We start from the raw sequence: 24,987 nt of genomic DNA, 5'->3' as shown, positions 1-24,987 counted from the left end.
GTTGCCGAAGACGCAACCTCGCCCGGAGGGATCCCGCGAAATGGCAGCACGGCCCCGGGTGGTCGTCGTCGGCGCCGGCCTGCTCGGCTGCGCGCTGGCCGACGAGCTGACCGAGCGCGGCTGGACCGACGTCACCGTCGTCGGCGACGACGCCGCGGCCGACCACCCGGGCCTGGTGTTCCGCACCCACGCCGACCGCACGCTGACGGCGTTCGCCCAGTACACCGTCGAGAAGTGCAGCGGGCTCGACGGCCAGTGGTGCTTCAACCCGGTGGGCAGCCTCGAAGTCGCGACGTCGCCGGAGCGGCTCGAGGACCTGAAGCAGCACCACGGCTGGGCGACCTCGTGGGGCGTGCGCGGCTACCTGCGCACGCCCCACGAGTGCGCCGACCTGCACCCGCTGCTCGACGAAGCCCGGGTTCTCGGCGGCTTCCACGTGCCCGGCGACGGCCTGCTGCACGCGCCGCGCGCGGCCGAAGCCCAGGCCCGGCGGGCCAAAGCCCGGGGCGCCCGGTTCGCCGCCGAGGAGGTCACGGCGATCGAGCGCAGCGGCGGCCGCGTCACCGGCGTCGTCACCGCGGCCGGGCGGATCCGCGCCGACGTCGTCGTGTCGTGCGCCGGCGAGCTCGCCGGCCTGGACCTGCCGCAGGTGCCGCTGACCCACGAATACCTGCTGACTTCGCCGTTGCCGGACCTGGCCGGGCACAACGACGAACACGTGCAAGCGGGCAAGCCCGTGCTGCGCCACCTCGACACCGGGATGTACGTCCGCGAGCACGTCGACCGGCTCGGCGCCGGGGTGGCCGTGGCCGCCGATCTCCTGCCCGCACTCCGCGACGCCGGCGCCGGAACCACCACGACGGTGGTGCTTCCCGGCACCCCGGACGGGCGGCCGCTGCTGGGCGAGCACCCGGACATCGACGGCTTCTGGATCGCCCGCGCCGTCCGCCCCGAGCACTCCGCCGGGGTCGCGCGCGAACTGGCGCGCTGGCTCGTCGACGGGCAGCCGTCGCTGGCCCTGCACGGCTGCGACCTCGCGCGGTTCGCCCGGTTCGCCCGGTTTTCTTCGGAGCCGATCCGCACCGGCCCCTTCCACGAACGGCAGATCGCGCTGGGTGCGCACTTCGGTTCCGCGGACGGCTGGGCGCGGCCGGAGCGGTATTCGGCCGACGTGGCCGCCGAAGCGGCCGCCACGCGTGAGCGCGTCGCGATGTTCGACCTGACGCCCGAACCGCGGCTGGCCGTCACCGGCCCGGGGGCGCTGCCGTTCCTGCAGGCCATGACGACGGGCGACCTCGCTACCGCGCCGGGCACGGTGACCCCCACGTTGCTGCTCGGCGAGGACGGCGGCGTCCGCGGCCGCCTGACGGTGGCCCGCCTCGGCGACGAGCGGTTCCACGTCGGCGCCGGCGGGCGTCTCGATTTCGCTTGGCTGCGACGGCATCTCCCGCGCGACGGCACGGTGCAGATCCACGAGACCACGCCCGGCACGTGCTGCCTCGGCCTCTGGGGCCCGCTCGCCCACGAAGTCCTCCCCGGACTGTCCACAGCGGATTTTTCGGCCGAAGAGACGTACGCCGGAGACGTCCCGGTCGTCGCCTTGCGACTGTCCACAGTGGGCGAACCGGGCTGGGAACTGCACACCACGGCGGATTTCGGGCGACGCCTGTGGGACACGCTCCGGGATGACGGCGTGGCCGTCGCCGGCCACCAGGCTCTGGCCGGCCTGCGGCTGGAGGCCGGCGTCACGACACCCGGCGTCGACTTCACCACCGAGCACGACCCGTACGAAGCCGGGCTCGGTTCGGCTGTCCGGCTGGACAAGGGCTACTTCGTCGGCCGCGACGCGCTGGCGGGCCGCTCCGCCGCGACGGTGAGCCGGCGGCTGGCCCGGCTGACGACCGGTGCGGTCGTCGGAAGCGGGGATCCCGTGTACGTCGACGGCCACCCGGCCGGGTACGTCACCAGCGCCGGGTACGGCCACACCGCGGGCAGAGCCATCGCCTACGGCTGGCTTCCCGTGGAGTACAGCCGGTCCGGAACGCCGGTGCAGGTCGGGCACTTCGGCACGCGCGTCCCGGGGAGGGTGGCATGACGCACTACGACGTGATCGTCGTCGGCCTCGGCGGGATGGGCAGCGCCGCGGCGTACCGGCTGGCGCAGCGCGGGCAGCGGGTGCTGGGCGTCGACCAGTTCGCGCCGGTGCACAACCGCGGGTCGAGCCACGGCGGCTCGCGGATCACGCGCCAGGCGTACCTCGAAGGCCCCGAGTACGTGCCGCTGCTGCTGCGGGCCCACGAGCTGTGGGACGGTTTCGAACGCGACAGCGGACGGCGGCTGTTCACCCGCTGCGGCGGGATCGTGGTCGGCACGGCGGAGTCGCGGACGATCACCGGCAGCACGGCGTCGGCCCGCGCCTTCGACATCCCGCACGAACTCCTGGACGCGGCGGAAATCCGGCGCCGGTTCCCGACGATGGCGCCGGCTCCGGGCGAGGTCGCGCTGTACGAGCCGGGTGCCGGGCTGGTGTCCCCCGAAGGCAGCGTCGCCGCGCACCTGCAGCTCGCCGCGCGGTGCGGCGCCGAACTGCACCACGAGGAGAAGGTCTTCACTTGGAACACCACGGCCGGCGGGGTCCGCGTCGGGACGTCGCACCGCTACTACACGGCCGGCCGCCTGGTGCTGTGCCCAGGCGCGTGGGCCGGCGAGCTGCTGCGCGGCTTCGGCATCGCCTTCACGGTCCGGCGGCAGGTGCAGTACTGGTTCGCGCCTTCGGGCGGGACCGGGCCGTTCCGGGAGCACCCCGTCTACATCTGGGAAGGCGACGGCTACACGTTCTACGGCTTCCCGGCGCACAACGCGCCGGCGGACGGCGTCAAGGTCGCGTTCCACAGCGGCGGCCGGACGTGCACGCCCGACGGCATCGACCGGGCGGTGTCCGGCGACGAGGTCCACGAAATCGCGTCCGTGGTGAAGCGGCACCTGCCGACGCTGCCCGGCGCGTTCCTCCGGGCCGCGACCTGCATGTACACCGACACCGCCGACGAAAGCTTCGTGCTCGCCCCGCACCCGGCCGAAGAGCGGGTGGTGCTGGCGTGCGGGTTCTCCGGCCACGGCTTCAAGTTCGCCCCGGTGGTCGGCGAAATCCTCGCCGACCTGGTGCTGGACGGCGCCACCGCGCACCCGATCGCACGGTTCGACCCCGCCCGGCTACTGCCCTAGCAGCGTCGTCGCCAGCGCTTCGTGGTCCACGCCCGCAACGCCGTCCAGGACGTGCCACGGCGCGAGCCAGCCCGACGCGGCCAGCTCGTCGTAGACGGCCGCGCACCGCCGCTGCAGGCCGTCGTCGGTTTCGAAGGCGTCGCGCTCCCGGCCGGTCTCGTTCTCCGCCCGGCGTTCGGCCCGCTCGGCCGCGACCGCCGGGGCGACGCGCAGCAGCAGGTGCAGGTCCGGGCGGGGCAGGCCGAAGCGGTCGAGCTCGAGCTCCCACACCCACTTCACGACTTCGCCGGCCGCGTCCTGCCGCAAGCGCGCGGCCGCGTACGCGGCGTTGGAGGCGACGTACCGGTCGAGCAGCACGACGTCGTGGGCGTCCCGCAGCTCACGGATGCGGTCCGCGGCGCCGCTGCGGTCCAGCGCGTAGAGCATCGCCATGCCGTACACGGAGTCGGCGAGGTCGCCGTGCCCGCGGTGCAGCGCCTCGCGGACGAGGTCCGCGTGCACGCTCTCGCCGTAGCGCGGGAACGCCAGCGACGCCACGCTCGCGCCCTTGGCGCCCAGCGCCGCCGTCAGCCCGTCGGTCAGCGTCCGCTTGCCCGCGCCGTCGAGCCCTTCGATGACCACCAGTCGACCCACGGAGGTCACAGTAGTGGTGGTGGACCGGCGGGCTCGGTGGAAGGGGATCGACGCCGAGCCCGCCGGTTCGTCTAGGCGGCGTGCCGCCGCAGGTGGAGCACGTAGCCGGCGCCGCTGACGGCGAGCACGCCGACGAGGATCAGCAGCGGCACCCAGCCGGTGTCGTGGCCGGACGGCGCCGGGCCGCCGTCGCCGCGGGGCATCACCTGGGACGTCGCGTCGAAACCACCGGCCTCGCCGTCGCGGGCGTAGACCGAGCCGGGGAGCTTGTCGGCGTAGCGCCCTTCGACGGTCTGCTGGTACCCGACGACCGCTTGGCCGTCCGAGAGCGACGTGATGTGGCCGTCGCGGACCGCGTACCAGGCGTCGATCTGCGGTTCGTGCAGCAGCTGGGCGCCCGCGGGCAGCTGCCGGGCGTACTCGCCCTCGACGTCACCCGAGGCGATGTTGCCGATCTGCCAGGTGCCGTCCGCGCCCCGGACCGACCAGAGCGTCGCGGTCCGGCCGTCGGAGGCACGCGCGGGGATCGCGAAGTAAGCGAAGTCACCGGGCGCCGCGTCGGGCTTGCCCGCGACGAAGTCCGGCGAAAGCTCGTACACGGCGTAGGCGTCCGGCGCGATCCGGACCGAAACCGGCCCTTGGGCGCCCGGGGCCTGGGCGAAGAACCGGACGAGGACGTCCTGGAACCCCGCGGCCGCGCGGTGCGCCGCGGAGGCGTCGGCGCTGCTGATGCCGGCGGCCTGGGCCGCGCCTGACACCGGAGCCGTCATCAGCAGCGCCGCGCCGGTCAGCACGGCGAGCACGAGCGCCCGCCTGCTCATCGGGCGATCCCGGTGAGCGTGTGCGTCCAGGTGAAGGACGAATTCTGCGTGTAGTAGCCGTAGGTCGACCAGTTGTAGCGCTTGGCGGGGCCGGGGTCGCCCCAGAACACCCAGTCGCCGCGGGTGTCGTAGCCGTAGAGGACGTGCACGTGGCCGCCGCCCGAGTTCCAGCCGACCCGGGTCTCGACCGGCTGGTCCGCGGCGGTCTGCGTCCGGACGTCGGCGTAGGAGATGCGGCGGTCGAGGTAGCGGCCCGGCGAGCTGAAGCCGAGCTGGGCGAAGGCGCGCTGCGGGTCGGCGAGGGTGCCGGGGAGGTTCGCGCAGTCCGCGCCGGTGTCTCCGATCACACCGGCGTTCCCGTGGGCGAGCCGGCAGAACCGCGTCTGGCTGACGACCGCGCCGTGGTAGGCGGCGATGGTGTTGCCCGCGCCGGCCCAGCACCACTGGTTCTTCTGCTGGAGCTGCAGGACGATCTGGTTCCGGTAGGTCGACGGCACTCCGGGCGCGGCTGCTTGGGACTGCGTCGGCGCGACCAGGCACAACAGCAGGCTCACAGCCAGTACGGCGTGGACCTGGCTCGACTTCACCAGCACAGACGGCCTCCTGTGGCGGAGTGGGCGAACCAGCGGTGGTCACAACGGTGAACAACGCGGTCACAAGGAGCAAGAACGCCATCCGGAGGAACGGACCGTTCCGGGGGACAACCGGAACGCGGAACGCTCACCTCAACGAGGCCAACCACCCTGAACGGGGGTCGGCACGGCCACCCTACGCTGCTACCGTGAACGTTCCGCGGTGTTCACGCCCAGCGCACACACTGGTCGGGTGAAGGGACGAGCGGTGGCACAAGACGGGAACCTCCCACTGATCATCGATGGCGCCCGCACGACCCGGGCATCGGTCGCCGAACTGCCGAAAGAGCTGACCGAGGCACTCCGCACCGGCGAGTTCCACCACGCCCTGCGGCTGGCGATCGCCTACCGCGGGCTGTCGCTGGCCCGGCTGCGCGCCCACCTCGCGCTGCGCGGGGTCCAAATCGGACAGTCGACGCTCAGTTACTGGCAACGCGGCCTGCGTCAGCCCGAGGTGCCGAAGGCGCTGCCGGCGGTCCGGGCCCTGGAATCGGTCCTCCAGCTGCCGGCGGACGCCCTGGTGGTGCTGATCGGCCCGCGCCTGGTCCGCCGCGGCCACCAGCCGGCGGCGTCGTTCCACGACCTGCGTTCCGGTGACATGGGGTCGATCGTCGAGGACCTGCTGGCCGAGCTGGGCGCGTACCCGTCGTCGAACCACTACAACGCGGACCTGGAGCTGCTGTCGGTCCACGACACGATCACGTTCGACGCGGAGCACCGGCAGGTCAGCCTGCGCACCCGCTTGGTGACGCGCGCCCGCCGCCACGGCCCGGACCGGTACCTGACGGTGTACAACGGCGACCCGGGCTGCCGCATCGACGACGTCGAGCTGATCACGGACGAGGGCTGCCGGGTGGGCCGGATGCGCCGCAACCCGGACGCGGACACGATGGCCACGGAGCTGCTGTTCGACCGCAAGCTGGCCGAGGGCGACATCCACGTGTTCTGCTTCGAGGTCCGCGACGACTCGGGCTCGGCGTCGCCGGGCTACTACCGGATGCTGCGCGACCGCTGCGCGAGCTACCTGGTCCAGCTGCGCTTCGACCGCAACGCGCTCCCGGCCCGCTGCACCCGCCAGGTCCGCGCCCGCGACGACGCCCTGCCGGTGGTGGCGGAGGAACTGGCCTGCGACATGGGCGGAGTGAGCAGCGCGTTCTTCAACGACGCGGGACCCGGGTTGGCCGGGGTCGCGGTGGAGTGGAACTGACCCGTGTCGCCCCTCCAATCACACGAGATGCCCCGCTGATCACACGAGATGCCCCTCGGTCACGCCTGATGGCCGCTTGAGCGCGGCCGGCTCGCGCTTCCGAAGGGTCGGCCCGCGCACCCAGAGGGTCGGCCCGCGCACCCGGGGAGTCGGCTCGCGTGATTGAGCGGCCAACTCACGTGATTGAGCAGCCAACTCGCGTGATTGAGCAGCCAACTCGCGTGATTGAGCAGCCAACTCGCGTGATTGGGCGGGCAACTCGGGTGACTGGGCGGGCATTGCTAGTGGCCGCGGTGTTTGGCGCGGGCCTTGGCGCGGGCCAAGGCCCGGCGGCGGGCGGCCTCGGTGGCCGCGCGGCGCTTGCGGGCCGCTTTGTTCTCGGCCGCTCGGTGGGTGACCGCGTCGCGCAGGGCGCGCTGGGCGGCGGTGCCGATGCCCTCGTCCTCCTGGGCCTTCTTCGCCAGCTTCGCGAGGCGCTTGGCGTTGAGACGGGCGGTCGGCCGCTGCTCGGCCGGGGTCGGCGGGGCCGCGCGGGCTTCGTCGGCCAGGCGGGCGAAGTCGCGGCCGGCGGCGAAGGCCGACAGCTCGGCGTTGGTCGGCTCGGTGCCGAAGATGTGGCGCGCGGCCCGGACCAGGCCGTCTTCGTGGATTTCGTAGACGCCGATCCAGAACCGGCCGTCGTGGTACAGCGTGAACACCCCGCGCATCGGGAAACCTCCAGGCGTGACGGATCAGCCTGGCGCCACCGGTTTCCCGCCGAAGCGGGACAACGAGCCCTGAGCGAGCCGCCCGGACTACCTACCGGGCCGTGAGGTTCGTGAAGCCAAGAACGGCACCAGGCTACGCCGGACCGCCACCGATGCCGATCTCGTTTCCCTCGGGGTCGCGGTAAAGCAGCTTCCGTACGCGGTTCTCGTAGGTCTCCCGGGCCGCCGGCTCGATGCCCCGCTCGGAGATCGCCGCGACGCGCTCGTCGAGGTCGCCGACGAACAGGACGTGCATGGCGTGCCCGGTGGCCCGCTCCGGACGGCGCTCGACGAAAACCGCGCCGTGCTCGGTGACCTCCCACAACGCCTCGGTCTCACTCACGACGTACGTCGGCGGCGCCCCATCAGGTCGACCATCACAGCACCTCGAACCCGTTGGCCTTGGCCGCGTCGGCCTGACGCTCGTCGCGGGTGACGAAGGTGACCGGCCCGCCGTCGGTCAGCTCAGCCGTGGAGTGCATCGCGACCGCGATGTGGATCGCGTCGAGCGTGCGCACCGGGTAGTTCTCGGTGACGAGCCGCCGCGCGGCGGGAATGACCCGGTCCGGGTCGAACGGGATGAGCACCATGTCCCCGTCCGGGGAAGCGAGGTGATCGAAGTGCGCGAGCACCGCCGCCGGATCGGGGATGCGACCGGTCCGCTTGGCGGCTGTCATGGCGCCGGCGAACTCGACGCGGGTGAAGTCGCTGCTCAAGATCGGGGCATCCCCCTCGAGGAGCAGCTTGCGGAACCTGTCGTGCTCCGGCTCGTCCCGCAGATAGGCGGTGACCAGCGCACTGGTGTCGACGTACAGCACGGTCACCACTCCCCTCGGGTCCAGTCGAGCGCTTCGTTCACAGCCGTGCCCCAGCCACGGGACAGGTCCTCGATCTCATCGAGAGTCGGCACCCGAGGCGGCGGCTCCACGCGCACCACCTTGCCTTCGGCGATCAGCCGCCGCTTCCATTCCGCTCGTGTTTCGGTCTTTGCCACAACGCCCCTCAACGCTTCCGTGACCAGGTCGTTCATGCTGCGCCCTTGCGCCTCGGCGAGCGCCTTCAGCCGGGCGTGCAGCTCGTCGTCGATCCTTGTGATCAACTGTTTCACGCCTCCATGATAACACGTCACCCATTCGTGCTATCACTGTCACGAACGCAAAACAAAGGGCCGCCCCGAACACTTTCGGGGCGGCCCTGACCAGCGGAAACGCGAAAACCTCAGTACCGGTAGTGCTCCGGCTTGAACGGGCCTTCGACGTCCACGTCGATGTACTCGGCCTGCTCCTTGGTGAGCTTGGTCAGCTCGCCACCCAGGGCGTCCAGGTGGATGCGAGCCACCTTCTCGTCGAGCTTCTTCGGGAGGCGGAAGACCTCCTTGTCGTACTCCTCGTGCTTGGTGAACAGCTCGATCTGCGCGATCACCTGGTTCGAGAAGCTGTTCGACATCACGAACGACGGGTGGCCGGTCGCGTTGCCCAGGTTCAGGAGCCGGCCCTCGGACAGCACGATGATCGTGTTGCCGTTCGGGAAGATCCACTCGTCGACCTGCGGCTTGATGTTGATCCGGCGGATGCCCGGGTACCGCGCCAGGCCCGCCATGTCGAGCTCGTTGTCGAAGTGGCCGATGTTGCCCAGGATCGCCTGGTGCTTCATCTTCGCCATGTGCTCCACCAGCACGACGTCCTTGTTGCCGGTCGTCGTGATGATGATGTCGGCCTCGGGCAGCACGCTCTCGAGCTTGCGGACCGCGTAGCCGTCCATCGCCGCCTGCAGCGCGCAGATCGGGTCGATTTCCGTCACGATCACCCGCGCGCCCTGGCCGCGCAGGGACTCCGCCGCGCCCTTGCCGACGTCGCCGTAGCCGCAGACCACCGCGACCTTGCCGCCGATCAGCACGTCGGTGCCGCGGTTGATGCCGTCGATCAGGGAGTGGCGGATGCCGTAGCGGTTGTCGAACTTCGACTTCGTCACCGCGTCGTTGACGTTGATCGCCGGGAACAGCAGCTCGCCCGCCGCCGCCAGCTGGTAGAGGCGCAGGACGCCGGTCGTGGTCTCCTCGGTGACGCCGCGGATGCCCGCGCCGATCTTGGTCCACTTGTCCTTGTCCGAAGCGACCGACGCGCGCAGCAGCTCGAGGAACACGCGGAACTCGTCCGAGGTGTTCTCGTCCGGGGTCGGCACGACGCCCGACTTCTCGTACTCGGTGCCCTTGTGCACCAGCATGGTGGCGTCACCACCGTCGTCGAGGATCATGTTCGGGCCCTCGCCGTCCCAGGAGAGCATCCGCTCGGTGCACCACCAGTACTCCTCGAGCGACTCGCCCTTCCACGCGAAGACCGGGACGCCCTTGGGCTCTTCGGGCGTGCCGTGCGGGCCGACGACGATCGCCGCGGCCGCGTGGTCCTGCGTCGAGAAGATGTTGCAGGACGCCCAGCGCACTTCGGCGCCCAGCGCCACCAGCGTCTCGATCAGCACCGCGGTCTGCACGGTCATGTGCAGCGAGCCCGACACGCGCGCCCCGCGCAGCGGGTAGACCTCCGCGTATTCGCGCCGCAGCGCCATCAGTCCCGGCATTTCGTGTTCGGCGAGGCGGATTTCCTTGCGGCCGAACTCGGCGGCCTCGAGGTCGGCGACGGCGAACTCGATGCCGTTGCGGGTCTCGTGCCGCTTGGCAACGCTTTCGGGGGTCATAGTGGCGATTCCTCCAAGACTCGATGACACCAGAACACTACCGTTGTCCGCTCGACTGTCCCTAGAAGTGTTAGGAGGCCCTTACCGTGCCCATGCCCGGCTCGGACACCCGCGTCGTGGAAATCCGCGTCGCCGGGCTCGTGGGCACCAGCGGGGAAACGCTGCTCGACGCGGTTTCGACCGTCGACGTCGCCGGCGACGGCCTGGGCCGCGTGGTCCGCCCGGCGGACCGGCTGCGCCGCCCGGCACCCGGGCCGGTGCTGCCGGCGCTGGGCCGGTCGATCCCCCGGACGCTCGAGGGCTACCTCTGGCACGGCATGACTTCGGGCGGCGCCGCGAAGGCCACCTGGGCGCTGCTGTTCCCGTTCTCCCTGGCCAACGTCTGTTTCTGGATGCTGCCGCCGGTCCCGCCGGGCCGCCGCCTCGCGCGTTTCCTCGGCGCCGTGTGCCGCGGGCTGCTGCGCGTGGGCGCCCTGCTGCTGACGATGCTGCTGATGGGCCAGCTCGCGGCGATCGCGCTCGACCTCTTCGCCGCGCAGTGCCTCGCGCCCGGATCGGGCTGCCTGCCGGTGGTCCCCGACGTGCTGCGCACGGCGGGGGCCCGGATCGCCGTCGGTGTGCTGCCCCTGCTGGCCGTGATCTTCGTCCTGCACCGGATTTCCAGCGCGACCTGGGCGGTGCACGCCGACGGCGACCTCACCGGCGGCCCGCTGCGGATGCGCGCCGACCCGGAGACGCCGGCCCTGCGCTGCCTGCACACCGTCGCGGCGCTGGCCTCGGTCGCGCTGCTGCTGCTCGGCGGGCCGTTCCGTGTACCGGGCGGCACCGTCGACCTCGTGGCCTGGATCGCCACGCTGGCGGTGGTGCTCGCCACCGTCGTCGCCGCCGCGATCGGCGTCGACACCGGCCGGTTCGCCCGGCCCGGCGTGCTCGCCTTCGCGACCCTGCTCGTCGTCGTGGCCGCGGTGCGGCTCGTGCTTTCGCACGGGCCGGGCGCGGGTCCGCTGCCCGGCACGAACGCCGTCGTCGAAGGTCTCGGCGCGGCCCTGGTCGCCGTCACGGTGCTGTTCGCCCTGTTCCTCGCCCCGGCGGCGCTGCTGGCCCGGCCCGGCTGGAAGCACAAGCCGCAGCGGCTGCGGCCGTGGATGGGCGGCTGGGCGGCCGCGCCGGTGCTCGCGCTGGCCGGCCTGCTCGGCGGCGGGTTCGGGGCCGGGCTCGCCGAGGCGCTCCGACGGCTTTCCGGGGCGGAGCACCTGAAGGTGCCCGACACGTACTTGCTGGTCACCGTGCTGTGGGGCGCCGGGCTGGCCTTGGCCGCGGTGCTCGGCGTGCTGGGTTTCGCGGTCGCCGTCCCGCTGCGGCGGCTGCGGCGGGGCATCCCCGAAATCGTCGAGCTGATGGAGCACGACGAGCGCCAGGAGGCCCAGGCCGCGGCGGCGTGGGCGCGCTCGGCGTGGGAACGACGGCACCTGCACCACCTGGCGCTGGCGGTCGCGAGCGCGATGTCCGCCGGCGGCGCGGCCCTGCTGGTGCTGCGGTTCGGGTTCGGGCTGGTCCCCGGCTGGTTCGGCCCGCTGTCCGCGATCGGCGTGGTCGCGCTCGGCGCGCTGGCCGCCGGCCTGCTGCGCGTGGTCTACACGGCCGCCCGCACCCCGCAGCGCAGCCGCCACCTCGGCGCGCTGGCCGACCTGGTCTGCTTCTGGCCGCGGGCGGCGCACCCCACGGTCCCGCCCTGCTACGCGCTGAAGGTCGTCCCGGAACTGGCCGCGCGGGCGCGGGAACACCTCGCCGAACCCGGTACGCGCGTGGTGCTCTCCGGCTACAACCTCGGCAGCCTGCTGACGATCATGGCCGCCGCCCGGCTGGCGGCCGAACTGCCGGAAGCCGACCTCGAGCGGGTCGGCGTGCTGACCGCCGGATCGCCGTTGCAGTGGGGCTACCAGCGCGCCTTCCCGGCGCTGCTGCCCCAGGAAGCGCTGGAACGGCTCTTCGCCGACCTGGACGGCCGCTGGCGGGCACTGTGCCGCGGCACCGACATCTTCGGCGGCGGCGTGACGACCTGGCGGCACTCGGTCGCCGACCGGCGGCTGCACGGCGTCGGGTTCCTCCCGGAGGGCGGCTGCGGCCCGGTGTCGGCGGCGGCCGACGCCAACGGCGTCCTGATCCTCGGCGGCGACCACTGGCTGCCGGACCCGCTGCGCGGCCCGACCGGGCGGCACCGCTGGGCGCCGGGGGTGCTCAAGCACCAGGACTACGTGGTCGACGCCGAATGGGACCACGCCGTCGCGATGGCGGCCGGCCTCGGCAAGCCGTCCTGGGGCGAGCAGGGCTCGCTGTTCGGGGACTTCCCCCCGAAACGGTGAAGGCCCCTCGCGCGCGGAGCGAGGGGCCTTCAGCCGTGGACTAGCTCGGCTTCACCAGAGAACTAGGAAGCCTTGCGGCGGAACTTCAGCAGCGCGAGCAGGCCGCCACCGGCGACGAGCAGCAGCGCGCCGACCCAGATCAGCCAGCTGTTGTCGAAACCGGTGTTGGCCAGGCCGCCACCGGTACCCGACTCGTTGCCCGCCGGGACGACGGCCGCAGGGGTCGAGCTGGTCGGCGAGACGGAAGTCGCCGAGGTCGCCGGGGTGCTCGGCTTGGTGGTGGCCGTCGTGGTGGGCGGCGTCGACGTCTTGGTGACCGGCGTCGTGGCGGGCGCGGTCGGCTTGGTGGTCTTCGAGCCGCACAGGAACCACTTGTCGATCTTCGGCTGGCTGCCGTTGAAGTTGAACGGCGCGCGCAGGTCGTTCCACGGCGCGTTCTTGTCCAGCTTCTTGCCCGGCGTGTAGTCGTTGAAGCCGTCGTCGCCGCCGACGACGACGATGCGGGTGACCGTGACACCCTCGTTGACCGACTTGATGTTCAGCCGGGTGTTGTTCTTCGTCAGCTCGGAGACGACGTCCTTCTGGTCGAGGACCTGGCCGTCGGCACAGGGCGTCGGCTTACCCGGCGTCGGGTGGGGACGGTTGTCGTCGCTGTAGCAGGCCAGGGCGGAACCGGCGGTCCCGATCAGGGCAGCGGTGGTGAGCGCCATGACCGCCACGGCGCCGCGGAAGGAACGTCTGCGCATGAGTTCTCCAGTACCGAACGGGGGATGAACGGCAAAATCGGGGGACGCGGCACCACTGAACGTGGGAATCACGCGGCTGTAATTCACCCGTCAGTGGCACACGAAGGATCGAAAGGTATCGCACGTCACCCAGCCGCTTACAGGGGGTCCCCCTTTGGGTACAAATCGCAAGATCGTCTTGATCAAGTCGTAACCTCGCATTAAGCAACCAAACGCAAAAAGCCCCGCCGACCTGGGTGTCCAGGCAGGCGGGGCTTTTATCGTGCAAGTCAGGCTTCGGGCGACTTCACGGGCTCGTCGACCCCCTCGGCCTGCCGCTTGCCGAGCAGCGAATGCCGGCGGCTGTACCCGAAGTAGATCACCACGCCCAGCACCATCCAGGCGACGAACCGCAGCCAGGTCAGCACGGTCAGGTTCAGCATCAGCCACACGCAGGCGAGGATGGCCAGGATCGGGATCAGCGGCACCAGCGGCACCTTGAACGCGCGCGGCAGGTCCGGCCGGGTCCGGCGCAGGATCAGCACGCCCGCCGACACGAGCACGAAGGCGAAGAGCGTGCCGACGTTGACCATTTCCTCGAGCTTGTCGGCCGGGAAGAACCCGGCCGCCAGCGCGACCAGGCCGCCGACGATGAGCGTCGCCCGCTTCGGCGTGCCGTGTTCGCCGGTCTTCGCCAGCCCGCGCGGCATCAGGCCGTCGCGGGACATCGCGAAGATGATCCGGACCTGGCCCAGCATCAGCACCATCACGACGGTGGTCAGGCCGGCCAGCGCGCCGAACGAAATGATGTTGGCCGCCCAGTCGACGCCGTTCGCGGAGAACGCCGTGGCGAGGGTCTTGTGGCTGCCGTCGCCCGCCTTGGTCGCGAGGTCCTTGTACGACGTCATGCCGACGACCACGAGCGACACCGCGACGTACAGCACCGTGACGATGGCCAGCGAGCCCATGATCCCGCGCGGCACGGCCTTCTGCGGGTTCTTCGTCTCCTCCGCGGTGGTCGCGACGATGTCGAAGCCGATGAACGCGAAGAACACCAGCGAAGCGCCGGCCAGCAGGCCGAAGACGCCGAACGAGCTGCTCGCGCCGCCCGCGATCAGGGAGAACAGCGACTGGTCGACGCCCGTCTGGCCGGCTCCGCCCGTCTCGCCCGGCGGGATGTAGGGCGTGTAGTTGGCGCCCTTGATGTAGAACAACCCGAGGATGATCACGAACAGCACCACGGCGACCTTGATCCCGGTGATCACCATGGACACCCGCGAAGACAGCTTGGTGCCGACGGCCAGCAGCGTCGTCAGGATCGCCACGACGAGCAGCGCGCCCCAGTCGACGGTCACGCTGCCGATGTCGAACGTCGACTTGGTGCCCTTGCCGAAGAGGTAGCCGAGCACCGTCTCCAGGTACACCGACCAGCCCTTGGACACCGCCGCCGCGCCGACGGCGAGCTCGAGGATCAGGTCCCAGCCGATGATCCACGCCATGAACTCGCCGAAGGTGGCGTAGGAGAAGGTGTACGCGCTGCCCGCGACCGGCACGGTCGAGGCGAACTCCGCGTAGCAGAGCGCCGCCAGCGCGCAGGCGATCGCGGCGAACACGAAGGCCAGCGATACCGACGGCCCGGCGTAGTCACCCGCGGTGCGCGCGGTCAGCGTGAAGATGCCGGCACCGATGACGACGGCGACGCCGAAGACCGTGAGGTCCCACGCGCTCAGGTTCCGCCGGAGCTTCGTATCCGGCTCGTCGGTGTCCGCAATGGACTGTTCGATCGATTTCGTGCGCCACAATCCCGTTCCGGGCACCGTTGACCTCCTGCGGCTGGCCTGCATGTATCGCAGTAGGTCACCCTATCGGGTCAGGTCCGTGACGGCTCACCGAAAAGGGGAAGCAGATCTTCGGCTACCGCGTGAGGCTGCGGTCCAGGTCCGGTTCGAGGTAGATCAGCTTGGCCACCGGCACCTTGGCGCGGACGCGGGCCTCCGCGTCGTCGATGGCCCTCGCGACCTCGGCGGTGTCGAGCCCCGGCACCAGCGCCAGCTTCGCCGCGACGAGCAGCTCGTCCGGGCCCAGGTACTGGGTGCGGATGTGGATGACGCGCTCGACCTTGCCCGCGGCGAGCTCGTCGACGATCGTCGCGAGGACGCCCTCGTTGGCGCCTTCCCCGATGAGCAGGCTCTTCATCTCGATGATGAGGATGATCGCGATGACGCCGAGCAGCGCGCCGATCGCCAGGGTGCCGATGCCGTCCCAGACCGGGTTGTCCGTGACGACCGACAGCCCGACCCCCAGCAGGGCGAAGACGAGACCGAGCAGCGCGCCGGCGTCCTCGAGCAGCACCACGGGCAGCTCGGGCTCCTTCGCCTGGCGGATGAAGCCCCACCAGGTCGTGTCGCCCTTGATCTTCTTCGACTCGCCGATGGCGGTGGAGAAGCTGTAGCCCTCCAGCGCGACCGCGACGACCAGGATGATCACGGCGACGATCGGCGACTCGAGCGGCTCCGGGTGGCCGATCTTGTGGATGCCTTCGTAGATCGCGAAAGCCGAGCCGAGCGTGAAGAGCATCAGCGCGACGATGAAGGAGTAGAAGTACCGGTCGCGGCCGTAGCCGAAGGGGTGCTCCTGGTCGGCTTCCCGCTTCGACGTCTTCTGGCCGAGCAGCAGCAGGCCCTGGTTGGTCGTGTCGGCCAGCGAGTGCACGGACTCGGCCAGCATCGACGACGACCCCGTGACCAGGAAGCCGGCGAACTTCGCCGCCGCGATCCCGGCGTTCGCCCCGAGTGCGGCGAGGATCGCCTTGGTTCCGCCTCCAGCTGACACGACCGCTCCCCTGGTGAAGTCCTGAATGTCCGAGTGGAGCCTAATGGGAACGCGCGGCGCCGACCGTCCCGACCGGGTGAACCGCGGCCACCGGTTTTGTCGTACCCCTTCGCTACCGTGGTTTTTCCTGCCGACCACTACCGGGAAGGTGACATGGCGCACTTCGCCGTGCTCGGTCCGCTCGCCGTCGAGAGCCCGCCGGGCCGGTGGGCGGTCCTGCGCGGTGCGCGGCAGCGCACGCTGCTGGCCGTGCTGCTGCTCAACGCCGGCCGGCACGTCCCCGTCGACGTGCTGGTCGAGGCGCTGTGGCCCGGCGGGCCACCCAAGTCGGCCACGTCCAACCTGCACACCTACCTCTCGCGGCTGCGCGACCGGATCGAGGGCCTGCGGGTGGAGCACGGCCCGGCCGGCTACCGGCTGCACGTCGAACCGGAGGAGCTCGACCTGCTCGTCTTCCGGTCCGCCGTCGCCGAAGGGCGGCGGACCGGGGATCCGGTGGCCGCCGCGGGGCACTACCGGCGGGCGCTCACGCTGTGGCGGGGGCCGGTGCTGGCCGGGCTGCACGTACCGCGGCTCGGCGCCGACATCGCCCGGCTGGAGTCCGAACGCCTCGCCGTGTTCGAGGACTGCGTCGACGCGGAGCTGGCCGCCGGGCGGCACGGCGAGCTGACCGGCGAGCTGCAGGCCATGATCGCCGAGCACCCGCTGCGCGAACGGCCGGCCGCGCAGCTGATGATCGCGCTGCACCGGGCCGGCCAGCAGGGCAGCGCGCTGGAGGTCTACCGGCGGCTGCGGAGCACGCTGATCGAGGAGCTCGGCGTCGAGCCCGGGGCGGAGGCCCGGCGGGTGCACGCGGCCGTCCTGCGCGGCGAAGACCCGGTGCCGCGGCTGCCGCCGGCGGTGTGGCCGGTCTGCCAGCTCCCGCCGGACATCGGGGACTTCACCGGCCGCGACGCCGAGCTGGCGGAGCTGACCGGCGTGCTCGGCGCGGGCGGCGGCGTCCCGGTCGCGGTGCTCAGCGGCGAGCCGGGCGCGGGCAAGAGCACCCTCGCCGTGCGCGCCGCGCACCGGCTGCGTGCGCGGTTCCCGGACGGCCAGCTGTACGTGCCGCTGGCCGGCCGCGAAATCGGCGAGGTGCTGGCCGACCTGCTGCGCGCGCTGGGCGTCCCCGGCCCGGCCGTCCCGGACGACGTGCGGGCGCGGGCGGCGGTGTTCCGCGGCCGGCTCACCGACCGGCGGGTGCTGGTGGTGCTCGACGACGCCGTCGACCCCGAGCACGTCCGCACGCTCCTGCCGGGCACGCCGGGCTGCGCGGTGCTCGTGACGAGCCGCCGCCGGCTGAGCGGGCTCGCCGGCGCGCACCGGCTGGCGGTCGGTCCCCTGTCGGGCGCCGACGCCGCCGAATTGCTGCACCGGCTCGCGGGGGCGCGGGTGGCCCGGGAGCGTGCCGACGCCGAGCGGATCATCACCGCGTGCGCGCGGCTGCCGCTGGCGCTGCGGATCGCGGGCAGCCGGCTGGCCATCCGCCCGCACCTGCGGCTCGGCGAGCTGGCCGGCCGGCTGGAGGACGAGGTCCGGCGCCTCGACGAGCTGACCGTGAGCGACCTCGCAGTCCGGAGCAGCATCGCGCTGAGCTACGACGGCCTGCGGCCGCCCGCGCGGAGAGCGTTCCGGCTGCTCGGCCGGTGCCGCCTCGCCGACCTGCCGGCCTGGGCGGTCACCACCCTGGTGGACGACCCGGACGAAGCCGTCGAGGAGCTCGTCGAAGCGAGCCTGCTGGAGGCGCGCGGCGCGGACGCGACGGGCGAAGGCCGCTACCGGATGCACGACCTCGTCCGGCTGTACGCGGCGGAGCTCGGCGAACCGGCGCCCGGCGAAGGTCTCCGGACGGTGCTGGCGGCCACGCTCGCCCTCGCCGACGCGGCGGCGGCCCGGCTGCCGCGCACGGTGCCGATGCCGTCCCCGGCCCACGAGCCGCCCGCGCAGCCGTTGCCGGATGAGCTGGTGGAGCGGCTGCTGGCGCGTCCGGACGACTGGTTCGCCGCCGAGCGCGCGAACCTCCTGGCGCTCATCGGCACGCTGGGCCCGCGGGACGCCCTGCTGCTGCTCGACCGGCTCGGCGTCTACCTGTACCTGCACGGGCAGTACGCCGACATGCGCGCGGCGTACGAGGCCGTCCTGGACGCGGGCCCGCCGCTGGCGGCGGTCGCCGAGGCCACGCTGACGCTGCTGCGGCACGCGCGCGGCGAGTACGAGGAGGCCGCGGTCCGCTACCGCGCGTGCGCCAAGGAGCTGGAGGCGCACGGCGACCACCGCACCCACGCGTGGGTCTCGGCGAACCTGGCGCACTGCCTGATCGGCCTCGGCCGCGCGGAGGAGGCCCTGCAGACGGCGGCCCACGCCCGCGAACTGTTCACTGTGGACGGTTCCCCGGCCGAGCTCGGCTGGGTCCGCGCGGCGGAGTCGGCGGCCTTGCTGCGGCTCGGCCGCATCGAAGACGCCCGCGAAGTCGACCGGACAGCGCTGGCGGCGGCCCGCTCGACCGGCGACGCCCGGGTGCTCGGCGAGGCGTTGCACGGGTTCGCGTGGTCATCGCTGCTGACGGGCGACGACGCGGGCGCGGTGGCGGCGATCGCGGAGTCGGTCGACCTGCTGCGCGGCACGATGGCGCGTTCGGCGCTGGCGAAGTCGTTGCGAACGAGGGGCGCGATCTCGGCGGCAACGGGCGCGCGAGAGCAAGCGACGGCGGCGTTCGGCGAGGCACGCGAGCTGGCGCGGGAGCTGGACGAGCGGCCGCGAGAGCTGTCGTGCACCCGCGCGCTGGCGGCGGCCTGGATCGGCGAAGGCCGGGCGGCCCAGGCGATCGCGGTGCTCCGGACGTGTCTGGACGAGTGCCGCGAGATGGGCGGCAGAGCGGCCACCGGCCTGACGTGGCTGGTGTTGAAGCGCGCGTACGAAGCCACGGGAGACCCGGCGGCGGCCGAGGTGGCGGCGGCCGAGGCCGCGGAGCTGCTCGACCCGCGCGACGCCAGCGCGGCCGCCCTTCGCCGGGCGCTGCTCGCTCTCACCGAGCCGGCCTGACGGGGGCTCGCCTGGGTTGATGGGGTGCTGCCTCCGCACCGAACCGGCCTGCCAAGTACCCCTCGGTAGTTTGGCCTGGCCCGCCAGCTGGCCTGGCGCCCCTCTTTGGCCTGCTCGGCCAGGTCCCCTCGCCGAGGTGGTCCACCGGGCAAGACGGGATGGTGCCGCCCCTCACCGCACCACCCGCCTCGCCGCGGCCGCCGGGTTGGCCGCCGAGGTGGTGCCGCCCCCTCGCGGCACCACCTCACGCCCACGGACGCCGGGCGAATCCGACCGGCGCCACCCCCTGCGGACCCGGCGGCGCGCATCAGCGCACCAGGGTCCCCCCTTGGTGTCGATCGTGGCGGACGCCGCCACACGGAACGCACACAGAACCCCGCGGCACCCCCGCACACCCAGCCCACCTCGGCGGTCAGCCCGCGTACCCGGACAGTCGGCTCGCGTACCCGGAGGGTCGGCTCGCGTACCTGGACAGTCGGTCCGCGTACCCCGGCGGTCGGGCCGCGTGCCTGGACAGTCGGCTCCCGTGCCCCGGCGGTCGGCTCGCGCCCCAGGACTCGTTGGCTGGGATACCTGGGCGCCGGTTTCCAGCCGACCCACTAGGTACGCAAGCCGACCCTCCGGGTACGCAAGCCGACTCTCGGGGTACGCCAGCCGACCCTCCGGGTACGCGGGCCGACCCGGCAGGTGCGCGGGCCGACCCGGCAGGTACGTGAGCCGGCCTGCTGGAGACCTGGGGCGGCCCGGCGGAGGGTCAGTCCTCGCAGGTGCCTGCGGTCGCGCGGAAGAGCTGGGCCCGTTCCCCGCCCAAGGCGCGGATCTTCACCGGCGGGTCCGCCGCCGGCAGCCACACCGACTGACCACGGCGCAGCTCGACCCGCTCGCCGTCGTCCGCCGTCACGAGGAGGTTGCCCGCCGTGCAGAGGAGGATCTGGGGGCCGACGCTGTCGACCGAAATCTCGTCGTCCTGGCCCGCCGCCCACTCCACGCGGGACAGCTCGAACTCCGGGGCGTCCGTGCGGTACACCGCCATGCGCCCCCCGGAGTCACCGCACTGGACCGGCATCTCGCCGCACGCGAAGTCGACCACGCGCAGCAGCTCCGGGACGTCCACGTGCTTCGGCGTCAGCCCGCACCGCAGGATGTTGTCCGAGTTCGCCAGGATTTCCACGGCCGTGCCGTGCAGGTACAGGTGCAGGTTGCCGGCCGGCAGGTAGATCGCCTCGCCCGCGCGCAGCGTCAGGCGGTTCAGCAGCAACGCCGCCAGCACGCCCGCGTCGCGCGGGTGGGCCTCGCCGAGCTCCAGGATCGTGCGGCACTCGACCGCGAACTCGCCGTGCTCCTGGACGTGCCGGATGCAGGCGTCCAGGACCTCCGGCAGCAGCCTGTCCAGCGACGACTGCGGCAGCGTGATCCACGTCGTGAACAGCGCCCGCAGCCCGGACGGGTCCGGCTGGGCCTCCAGCAGCCCGGTGTAGTTGGCCAGCCCCGGCGTCTCGATCGCCTTCAGCAGCTTCATCGTGCGGTCGGGGGCACGGAACCCGGCCAGCGCGTGGAACTCCGTCAGCGCGCAGACCAGCTCCGGCTTCGCCGTCGGGTCCGGGTAGTTGCGGTTCGCCGCCTCGCGCGGGATGCCCAGCCGCTCCTCGCGGGCGTGTCCCTCCGCGGCCTGGGCCGCCGAAGGGTGCGCCTGCATCGAGAGCGGCTCCTCCGCCGCGAGGATCTTCAACAGGAACGGGAGCCGCCCGCCCCACCGCTTCGCGCAGCGCTCGCCGAGCTGGGTCACCGGGTCGGCGTCCACCAGCTCGAGCAGGCTCCGCTCGGTCCCGTCGGGGCCGATGACGTGCGACGGGTCACCCGGGTGGGCACCCATCCACAGCTCGGCCTCGGGGTGCGGCGCGGGGATCGGCCGGCCCAGCAGCTCGGGGATCGCCGTCCGCGATCCCCAAGCGTAGGGCCGCACCGCGTTGCGCAGCAGCTCCACTGTCACCTCAACTCCACTCCTCCGGCACCGGCCGGAGCCGGTGCTGGGCGGGTCTCACGCCGTCGCGGGCGCGAAGCGACCGGCGCCGCCGATCCTGCCCGCCGCCAGCCCGAGATAGACCGCCGCCAGTTCGAACCGCAGCGCCAGCACCGCGGCCCGCACGATTTCGTCGGCCTCGATCTCCTCGGCCGGCGCGATGACGTCCGCACCCGGCAGCAGATCCTCGGCTTGGTAGCGCGCCGCGTCCGTGGCCGGACCGGTCCGCACCGAGAGCAGCAGCACCCGGGTGGGGATGTCACCAGAGGGATCGTCCGGATCGGCGAAGATGTCACGCTCCGCGCCACCTGATTGCGCCGCCCGCCGCAATGCGGGGCGCGCCAGGGCCTGACGATAGTCCTCGACGTCGCACACCGTGGCCGCGTGGGCGGCGAACGCGTGCGCAGCGTGTTCGCCGACGGCGACCGCGACCGGGTCCAGTCCCCACAGCAGCGGCACGCGGTCGGCGACCCGCAGCGCGAGCGCCTTGGCCGGGTTCGCGAACGAGTCCCGGGCCAGGTAGTCCTTCTCGGCTTCGAGGTCCAGCTGGTCGGCGAGCAGCTGGACGTCGGAGATCAGCAGGCCCAGCGCGTTCGCGGTGAGCAGCCCGGCGGCCAGGCCACGCGGGAACGCCAGCTCCGGCGGCACTGGGATCCGCGGCGCCAGCAGCACGCCCTTGCCCGCGACGGCGGCCGCCACCGGGCCTTCCGCCGGCGCCGAAAGCACCACCGAAGCGCCGTAGCGGGCGGCACGCTCGAGCGACGCGGCGAGTTCTCGGTCACCCGGGTCGTCGGTGTGCGCGAAGACGACGTCGAGCGCGCCTATCCAGCTCGGCACCACCTCGGCGACGACCACCGGGACCGGGCACGACGGCGCCAGCAGAGCGGCCAGCAGCCGGGTGAGGGTGCGGCTCACCCCCGGCCGGTCGATCAGCACGACCGCGCGGGGGCGGCCCATGTCGAGCCGGTCGGACAGCTCCAGCTCCGCGGCCAGCTCGGCGGTCGCCCGCACCTGGGCGCCGGCCATCGCGGCGGCCCGGAGCAGCCCCGCGCTGTCGGCCTCGGCCAGCCGCGCGGGGTCGTCGAGCAGCGTGTCGTCAAGCACTGTCGGCATCGGAGGTTCCGTGGTCCCCGGGCAAGGTCGCTTCGTCCAGGAGCAGCACCGGGATGCCGTCACGGACCGGGTACACCCGGCCGCACTCGGTGCAGGTCAGTGCGTCGGCCTCGGGGTCGTCCGGCGCTCCGGGGCGCAACGGGGCGTGATCCGGCGACGGGCACGCCAGGATCTCGAGGAGCTGGGGGTCGAGCGTGATGGCCATGGTTCCTCCATACCACGCGAAAAGGTGTGATGAAGGGCACCTTCAGGACACAGTTCGGCCCGCGGGCCCGCCCTTCATCGTGGACGGGTCAGCTGCGGATGATCGCGAGTACTTCGTCCACCAGCCCTTGCACGGCCTCCGCGTTCGCGGCCTCGACGTTCAGCCGGAGCAGCGGTTCGGTGTTCGACGGGCGCAGGTTGAACCAGGCGCCGCCCGGCAGCTGGACGGTCAGGCCGTCCAGCTCGTCGAGCTCGACGCCGGGGCGGGTGCCGAAGCTGTCCTTGACGGCCATCATCTTCGCGACCTGGTCGTCGACCGTGGAGTTGATCTCCCCCGAAGCCGCGTAGCGCGAGTACGCGCTGGTCAGCTCGGACAGCGGGCCGGTCTGCTCGCCGAGCGCGGCGAGCACGTGCAGCGCCGCCAGCATGCCGGTGTCGGCGCGCCAGAAGTCGCGGAAGTAGTAGTGCGCGGAGTGCTCGCCGCCGAAGATGGCGCCGGTGCGGGCCATCTCGGCCTTGATGAACGAGTGCCCGACGCGGGTGCGGACCGGCTTGCCGCCGTGCTCGGCGACGATCTCCGGCACGCCCTTGGACGTGATCAGGTTGTGGATGATCGTGCCGCCCGGGTCCTTCGCCAGCTCGCGGACGGCGACCAGCGCCGTGATCGCGCTCGGCGAAACCGGCTCGCCGCGCTCGTCGACGATGAAGCAGCGGTCGGCGTCGCCGTCGAAGGCGACCCCGGCGTCCGCGCCGACCTCGCGCACCTTCGCCTGCAGGTCGACGATGTTCGCCGGGTCGAGCGGGTTGGCCTCGTGGTTCGGGAAGGTGCCGTCGAGCTCGAAGTACATCGGCACGATGTCGATCGGCAGCCCGTCGAACACGGTGGGGACGGTGTGGCCGCCCATGCCGTTGCCGGCGTCGACCACGATCTTCAGCGGCCGGCTGCCGGACAGGTCGACGAGGTTGCGCAGGTAGGCGGCGTAGCCGTCGAGGACGTCCCGCTCGGTGATCGTGCCGCGCTGGCCCTCGAAGCCGGGCACGCCCTGCTCGACGGTGTCGCGGATCTCGGCCAGCCCGGTGTCCTGGCCGACCGGCGAGGCACCGGCGCGGCACAGCTTGATGCCGTTGTACTTCGCCGGGTTGTGGCTGGCGGTGAACATCGCGCCCGGCATGTTCAGCGAACCCGAGGCGAAGTACAGCTGGTCGGTGCTGGCCAGCCCGATGCTGACCACGTCGAGGCCCTGCGAGGTGACGCCCTCGGCGAACGCGGCCGCGAGCCCCGGCGAGGAGTCGCGCATGTCGTGGCCGATCACCACCGACGGCGCCTCCGGCTTGATGAGCAGGGCGAACGCGGCGCCGAAGTCGCGGACGAGGTCCGCGTCGAGCTGCTCGCCGACCACGCCGCGAATGTCGTAGGCCTTCACGATGCCCGAAAGGTCTGGCACGCCGTCTCCCCGCGAATAGTCCGTCCCGGCGCCCGCTGCGCCGCGCGGAAAGCCTACCGGCGGGGTGAGAGGGTTACGCGTTCAGGCGCGGCCGGGGAGGACCCGCAGGTGGCCGCGGCGCCCGGAAGGCCCCTCCGGCTCGGGCGCGGGAGCCGGTTTGCCGGGGCGGCCGGCCTCGCGCACGGCCTCGGCCAGCGCGGTCAGTTCGTCGGCCGACGGGTCCGGCGCGGCGAAGGCCCCTTCGTGCCGGACGACTTCCCAGCCCTTGGGCACGGTCAGCCGCAGCGCGTGGGCTTCGCAGAGGTCGTAGGAGTGCGGCTCGGAGGCGGTGGCCAGCGGGCCGACGACGGCGGTGGAGTCGCTGTACGCATACGTCAGCGTGGCCACAGCTGGCTCGAGACAGCCAGTACGCGAACACTTCCGTACGCTCCGCACAAAACGAAACGATAGCGCGTCGCCGCAAGGTCTCCAGCGCGACACGCGCTGAACCGCGGTCGCATAGACTTCGGGACGTGGCGACGGCTCGTGATTACCGACAGAGGCGGCGCTCGCGGCGGGACCGGCACGGCCGGGGCCTGCGCGGGACGCTGTATCCGGCGACCCTGCCCGCCGCCGCGAGCCGCGCGGAACGCTTCGACGCACTGGTGCTGGACGCACTGGAGCCGATCGAAGCCCGCTGGCGCCACGAGCTGACGAAGCTCGACGTGGCGGTCGACGACGTACCCGAGATCCGCGAGAACGGCCACTCGCCGGCGGACGGGGTGCTGCACGACGGCGCGGTGCCGCTGTCGCGCCTGGTCCCGGCGGGGGTGGACCGGACTGGGCTGCCGACGCGGGCCCGGATCGTGCTGTACCGGCGGCCGCTGGAGGCACGGGCGAAGGACCCGTCGGAGCTGGCGGAGCTGGTGCACGACGTGCTGGTGGAGCAGGTGGCGGGGTATCTCGGCGTGGAGCCGGACGTCATCGAAGGCGAGTAGCCACGGCCGGGCGGGGGGTCGCTGGCGAGTAGCGACGGCCGGGCTGACGATCCCGGCGGGTAGCCACGGCCGGGGCTGAGGGGTCGCCGCGAACCGGCGGCCGGGAGCGCAAGCCGACCAACGACGTCACCAGACCTCCCCCGCCCCCGCCTTCTCTTCAGTCGGCGGGCGAACCGGCGGCCGGGAGCGCAAGCCGGCCAACAACGTCACCAGACCTCCCCCGCCCCTCATCCCAGCCTTCCCTTCAGCCGCCGGTCGGGTTTGTCAAGGCACGC

At 72.5% G+C, this 24,987-nt stretch carries 22 protein-coding genes; 6 read left to right on the top strand and 16 right to left on the bottom strand.

The annotated features are described in order from the left end of the window. The first annotated feature begins 40 nt into the window (after nt 1–40). Both C2L58_RS31000 and solA read left to right on the top strand, forming a co-directional pair. Nucleotides 41–2,095, top strand: a complete 2,055-nt coding sequence (locus tag C2L58_RS31000; RefSeq protein WP_103341220.1) for an FAD-dependent oxidoreductase — start codon at nt 41–43, stop codon at nt 2,093–2,095. Then, a complete protein-coding gene (solA, locus tag C2L58_RS30995; protein ID WP_103341219.1) occupies nt 2,092–3,222 on the top strand; it encodes an N-methyl-L-tryptophan oxidase in 1,131 nt (376 codons plus the stop codon). The genes C2L58_RS31000 and solA overlap by 4 nt, the downstream gene beginning before the upstream one ends. Here solA and C2L58_RS30990 read toward each other — a convergent pair. From C2L58_RS30990 to C2L58_RS30980, 3 genes are all read right to left on the bottom strand, one after another. After that, nucleotides 3,211–3,864 (bottom strand): dTMP kinase, encoded by a 654-nt coding sequence (locus C2L58_RS30990; protein ID WP_103341218.1) that lies wholly within the window; start codon nt 3,862–3,864, stop codon nt 3,211–3,213. The two genes, solA and C2L58_RS30990, sit on opposite strands and share 12 nt — an antisense overlap. A gap of 62 nt (nt 3,865–3,926) precedes the next feature. After that, entirely contained in the window at nt 3,927–4,676 is a 750-nt protein-coding gene (locus C2L58_RS30985) for a hypothetical protein (protein WP_103341217.1), read from the bottom strand. Further along, the gene (locus tag C2L58_RS30980; protein WP_103341216.1) at nt 4,673–5,269 is read right to left on the bottom strand and encodes a papain-like cysteine protease family protein; all 597 of its coding nucleotides are present in this window, start codon (nt 5,267–5,269) and stop codon (nt 4,673–4,675) included. Before C2L58_RS30980 ends, C2L58_RS30985 begins: the two co-directional genes overlap by 4 nt. Nucleotides 5,270–5,516: 247 nt before the next feature. Between C2L58_RS30980 and C2L58_RS30975 the strand changes: the two genes are divergently transcribed. Next, nucleotides 5,517–6,515: a hypothetical protein gene (locus tag C2L58_RS30975; protein ID WP_103341215.1), complete on the top strand. Its 999-nt coding sequence runs from the start codon at nt 5,517–5,519 to the stop codon at nt 6,513–6,515. A gap of 281 nt (nt 6,516–6,796) precedes the next feature. Here the strand turns inward: C2L58_RS30975 and C2L58_RS30970 are convergent, their stop codons facing one another. The 5 genes from C2L58_RS30970 to ahcY form a co-directional block, all read right to left on the bottom strand. Then, on the bottom strand, nt 6,797–7,222 hold the full coding sequence (locus C2L58_RS30970; RefSeq protein ID WP_103341214.1) for a YjdF family protein: 426 nt from the start codon (nt 7,220–7,222) through the stop codon (nt 6,797–6,799). A gap of 133 nt (nt 7,223–7,355) precedes the next feature. Next, nucleotides 7,356–7,604 carry a VOC family protein gene (locus tag C2L58_RS30965; RefSeq protein WP_199191532.1) on the bottom strand — a complete coding sequence of 83 codons (249 nt, stop codon included), beginning with the start codon at nt 7,602–7,604 and terminating at the stop codon, nt 7,356–7,358. Between the two features lie 34 nt (nt 7,605–7,638). Then, nucleotides 7,639–8,088, bottom strand: a complete 450-nt coding sequence (locus C2L58_RS30960) for a type II toxin-antitoxin system VapC family toxin (protein ID WP_103341213.1) — start codon at nt 8,086–8,088, stop codon at nt 7,639–7,641. Then, a complete protein-coding gene (locus C2L58_RS30955) occupies nt 8,082–8,369 on the bottom strand; it encodes a toxin-antitoxin system HicB family antitoxin (protein WP_103341212.1) in 288 nt (95 codons plus the stop codon). Before C2L58_RS30955 ends, C2L58_RS30960 begins: the two co-directional genes overlap by 7 nt. A 110-nt stretch (nt 8,370–8,479) precedes the next feature. Further along, nucleotides 8,480–9,952 (bottom strand): adenosylhomocysteinase, encoded by a 1,473-nt coding sequence (gene ahcY / locus C2L58_RS30950; protein ID WP_103341211.1) that lies wholly within the window; start codon nt 9,950–9,952, stop codon nt 8,480–8,482. A gap of 92 nt (nt 9,953–10,044) precedes the next feature. Between ahcY and C2L58_RS30945 the strand changes: the two genes are divergently transcribed. Beyond that, nucleotides 10,045–12,315 carry a hypothetical protein gene (locus C2L58_RS30945; RefSeq protein WP_103341210.1) on the top strand — a complete coding sequence of 757 codons (2,271 nt, stop codon included), beginning with the start codon at nt 10,045–10,047 and terminating at the stop codon, nt 12,313–12,315. A gap of 62 nt (nt 12,316–12,377) precedes the next feature. On the opposite strand, the gene C2L58_RS30940 is transcribed toward C2L58_RS30945, so the two are convergent. From C2L58_RS30940 to C2L58_RS30930, 3 genes are all read right to left on the bottom strand, one after another. Continuing rightward, nucleotides 12,378–13,061: an LPXTG cell wall anchor domain-containing protein gene (locus C2L58_RS30940; protein ID WP_199191531.1), complete on the bottom strand. Its 684-nt coding sequence runs from the start codon at nt 13,059–13,061 to the stop codon at nt 12,378–12,380. A 269-nt stretch (nt 13,062–13,330) separates the two neighbouring features. Continuing rightward, on the bottom strand, nt 13,331–14,857 hold the full coding sequence (locus tag C2L58_RS30935; RefSeq protein WP_103341209.1) for an amino acid permease: 1,527 nt from the start codon (nt 14,855–14,857) through the stop codon (nt 13,331–13,333). A 97-nt stretch (nt 14,858–14,954) separates the two neighbouring features. Continuing rightward, nucleotides 14,955–15,872, bottom strand: a complete 918-nt coding sequence (locus C2L58_RS30930; protein WP_103341208.1) for a cation diffusion facilitator family transporter — start codon at nt 15,870–15,872, stop codon at nt 14,955–14,957. Nucleotides 15,873–16,025: 153 nt separating this feature from the next. On the opposite strand from C2L58_RS30930, the gene C2L58_RS30925 reads away from it, so the two are divergent. Continuing rightward, complete coding sequence (locus tag C2L58_RS30925; protein WP_103341207.1) at nt 16,026–18,953, top strand: AfsR/SARP family transcriptional regulator; 2,928 nt, start codon at nt 16,026–16,028, stop codon at nt 18,951–18,953. A 754-nt stretch (nt 18,954–19,707) separates the two neighbouring features. Here the strand turns inward: C2L58_RS30925 and manA are convergent. From manA to C2L58_RS30895, 5 genes are all read right to left on the bottom strand, one after another. Further along, entirely contained in the window at nt 19,708–20,937 is a 1,230-nt protein-coding gene (gene manA, locus C2L58_RS30915) for a mannose-6-phosphate isomerase, class I (protein ID WP_103341205.1), read from the bottom strand. 54 nt (nt 20,938–20,991) lie between these two features. Beyond that, nucleotides 20,992–22,086, bottom strand: a complete 1,095-nt coding sequence (locus C2L58_RS30910) for a hypothetical protein (RefSeq protein ID WP_199191530.1) — start codon at nt 22,084–22,086, stop codon at nt 20,992–20,994. Continuing rightward, nucleotides 22,070–22,291, bottom strand: a complete 222-nt coding sequence (locus C2L58_RS30905; RefSeq protein ID WP_103341203.1) for a Trm112 family protein — start codon at nt 22,289–22,291, stop codon at nt 22,070–22,072. Before C2L58_RS30905 ends, C2L58_RS30910 begins: the two co-directional genes overlap by 17 nt. Nucleotides 22,292–22,379: 88 nt before the next feature. Next, nucleotides 22,380–23,735, bottom strand: a complete 1,356-nt coding sequence (locus tag C2L58_RS30900) for a phosphomannomutase/phosphoglucomutase (protein ID WP_103341202.1) — start codon at nt 23,733–23,735, stop codon at nt 22,380–22,382. Between the two features lie 81 nt (nt 23,736–23,816). Further along, on the bottom strand, nt 23,817–24,170 hold the full coding sequence (locus C2L58_RS30895; RefSeq protein WP_026468546.1) for a DUF3499 domain-containing protein: 354 nt from the start codon (nt 24,168–24,170) through the stop codon (nt 23,817–23,819). Between the two features lie 77 nt (nt 24,171–24,247). On the opposite strand from C2L58_RS30895, the gene C2L58_RS30890 reads away from it, so the two are divergent. After that, nucleotides 24,248–24,712 (top strand): metallopeptidase family protein, encoded by a 465-nt coding sequence (locus C2L58_RS30890; protein ID WP_103341201.1) that lies wholly within the window; start codon nt 24,248–24,250, stop codon nt 24,710–24,712. Nucleotides 24,713–24,987 lie beyond the last annotated feature (275 nt).

The organism is Amycolatopsis sp. CA-126428 (assembly GCF_002904335.1).
GTDB lineage: Bacteria > Actinomycetota > Actinomycetes > Mycobacteriales > Pseudonocardiaceae > Amycolatopsis.
This window is presented reverse-complemented; position numbering and strand designations above follow the sequence as displayed.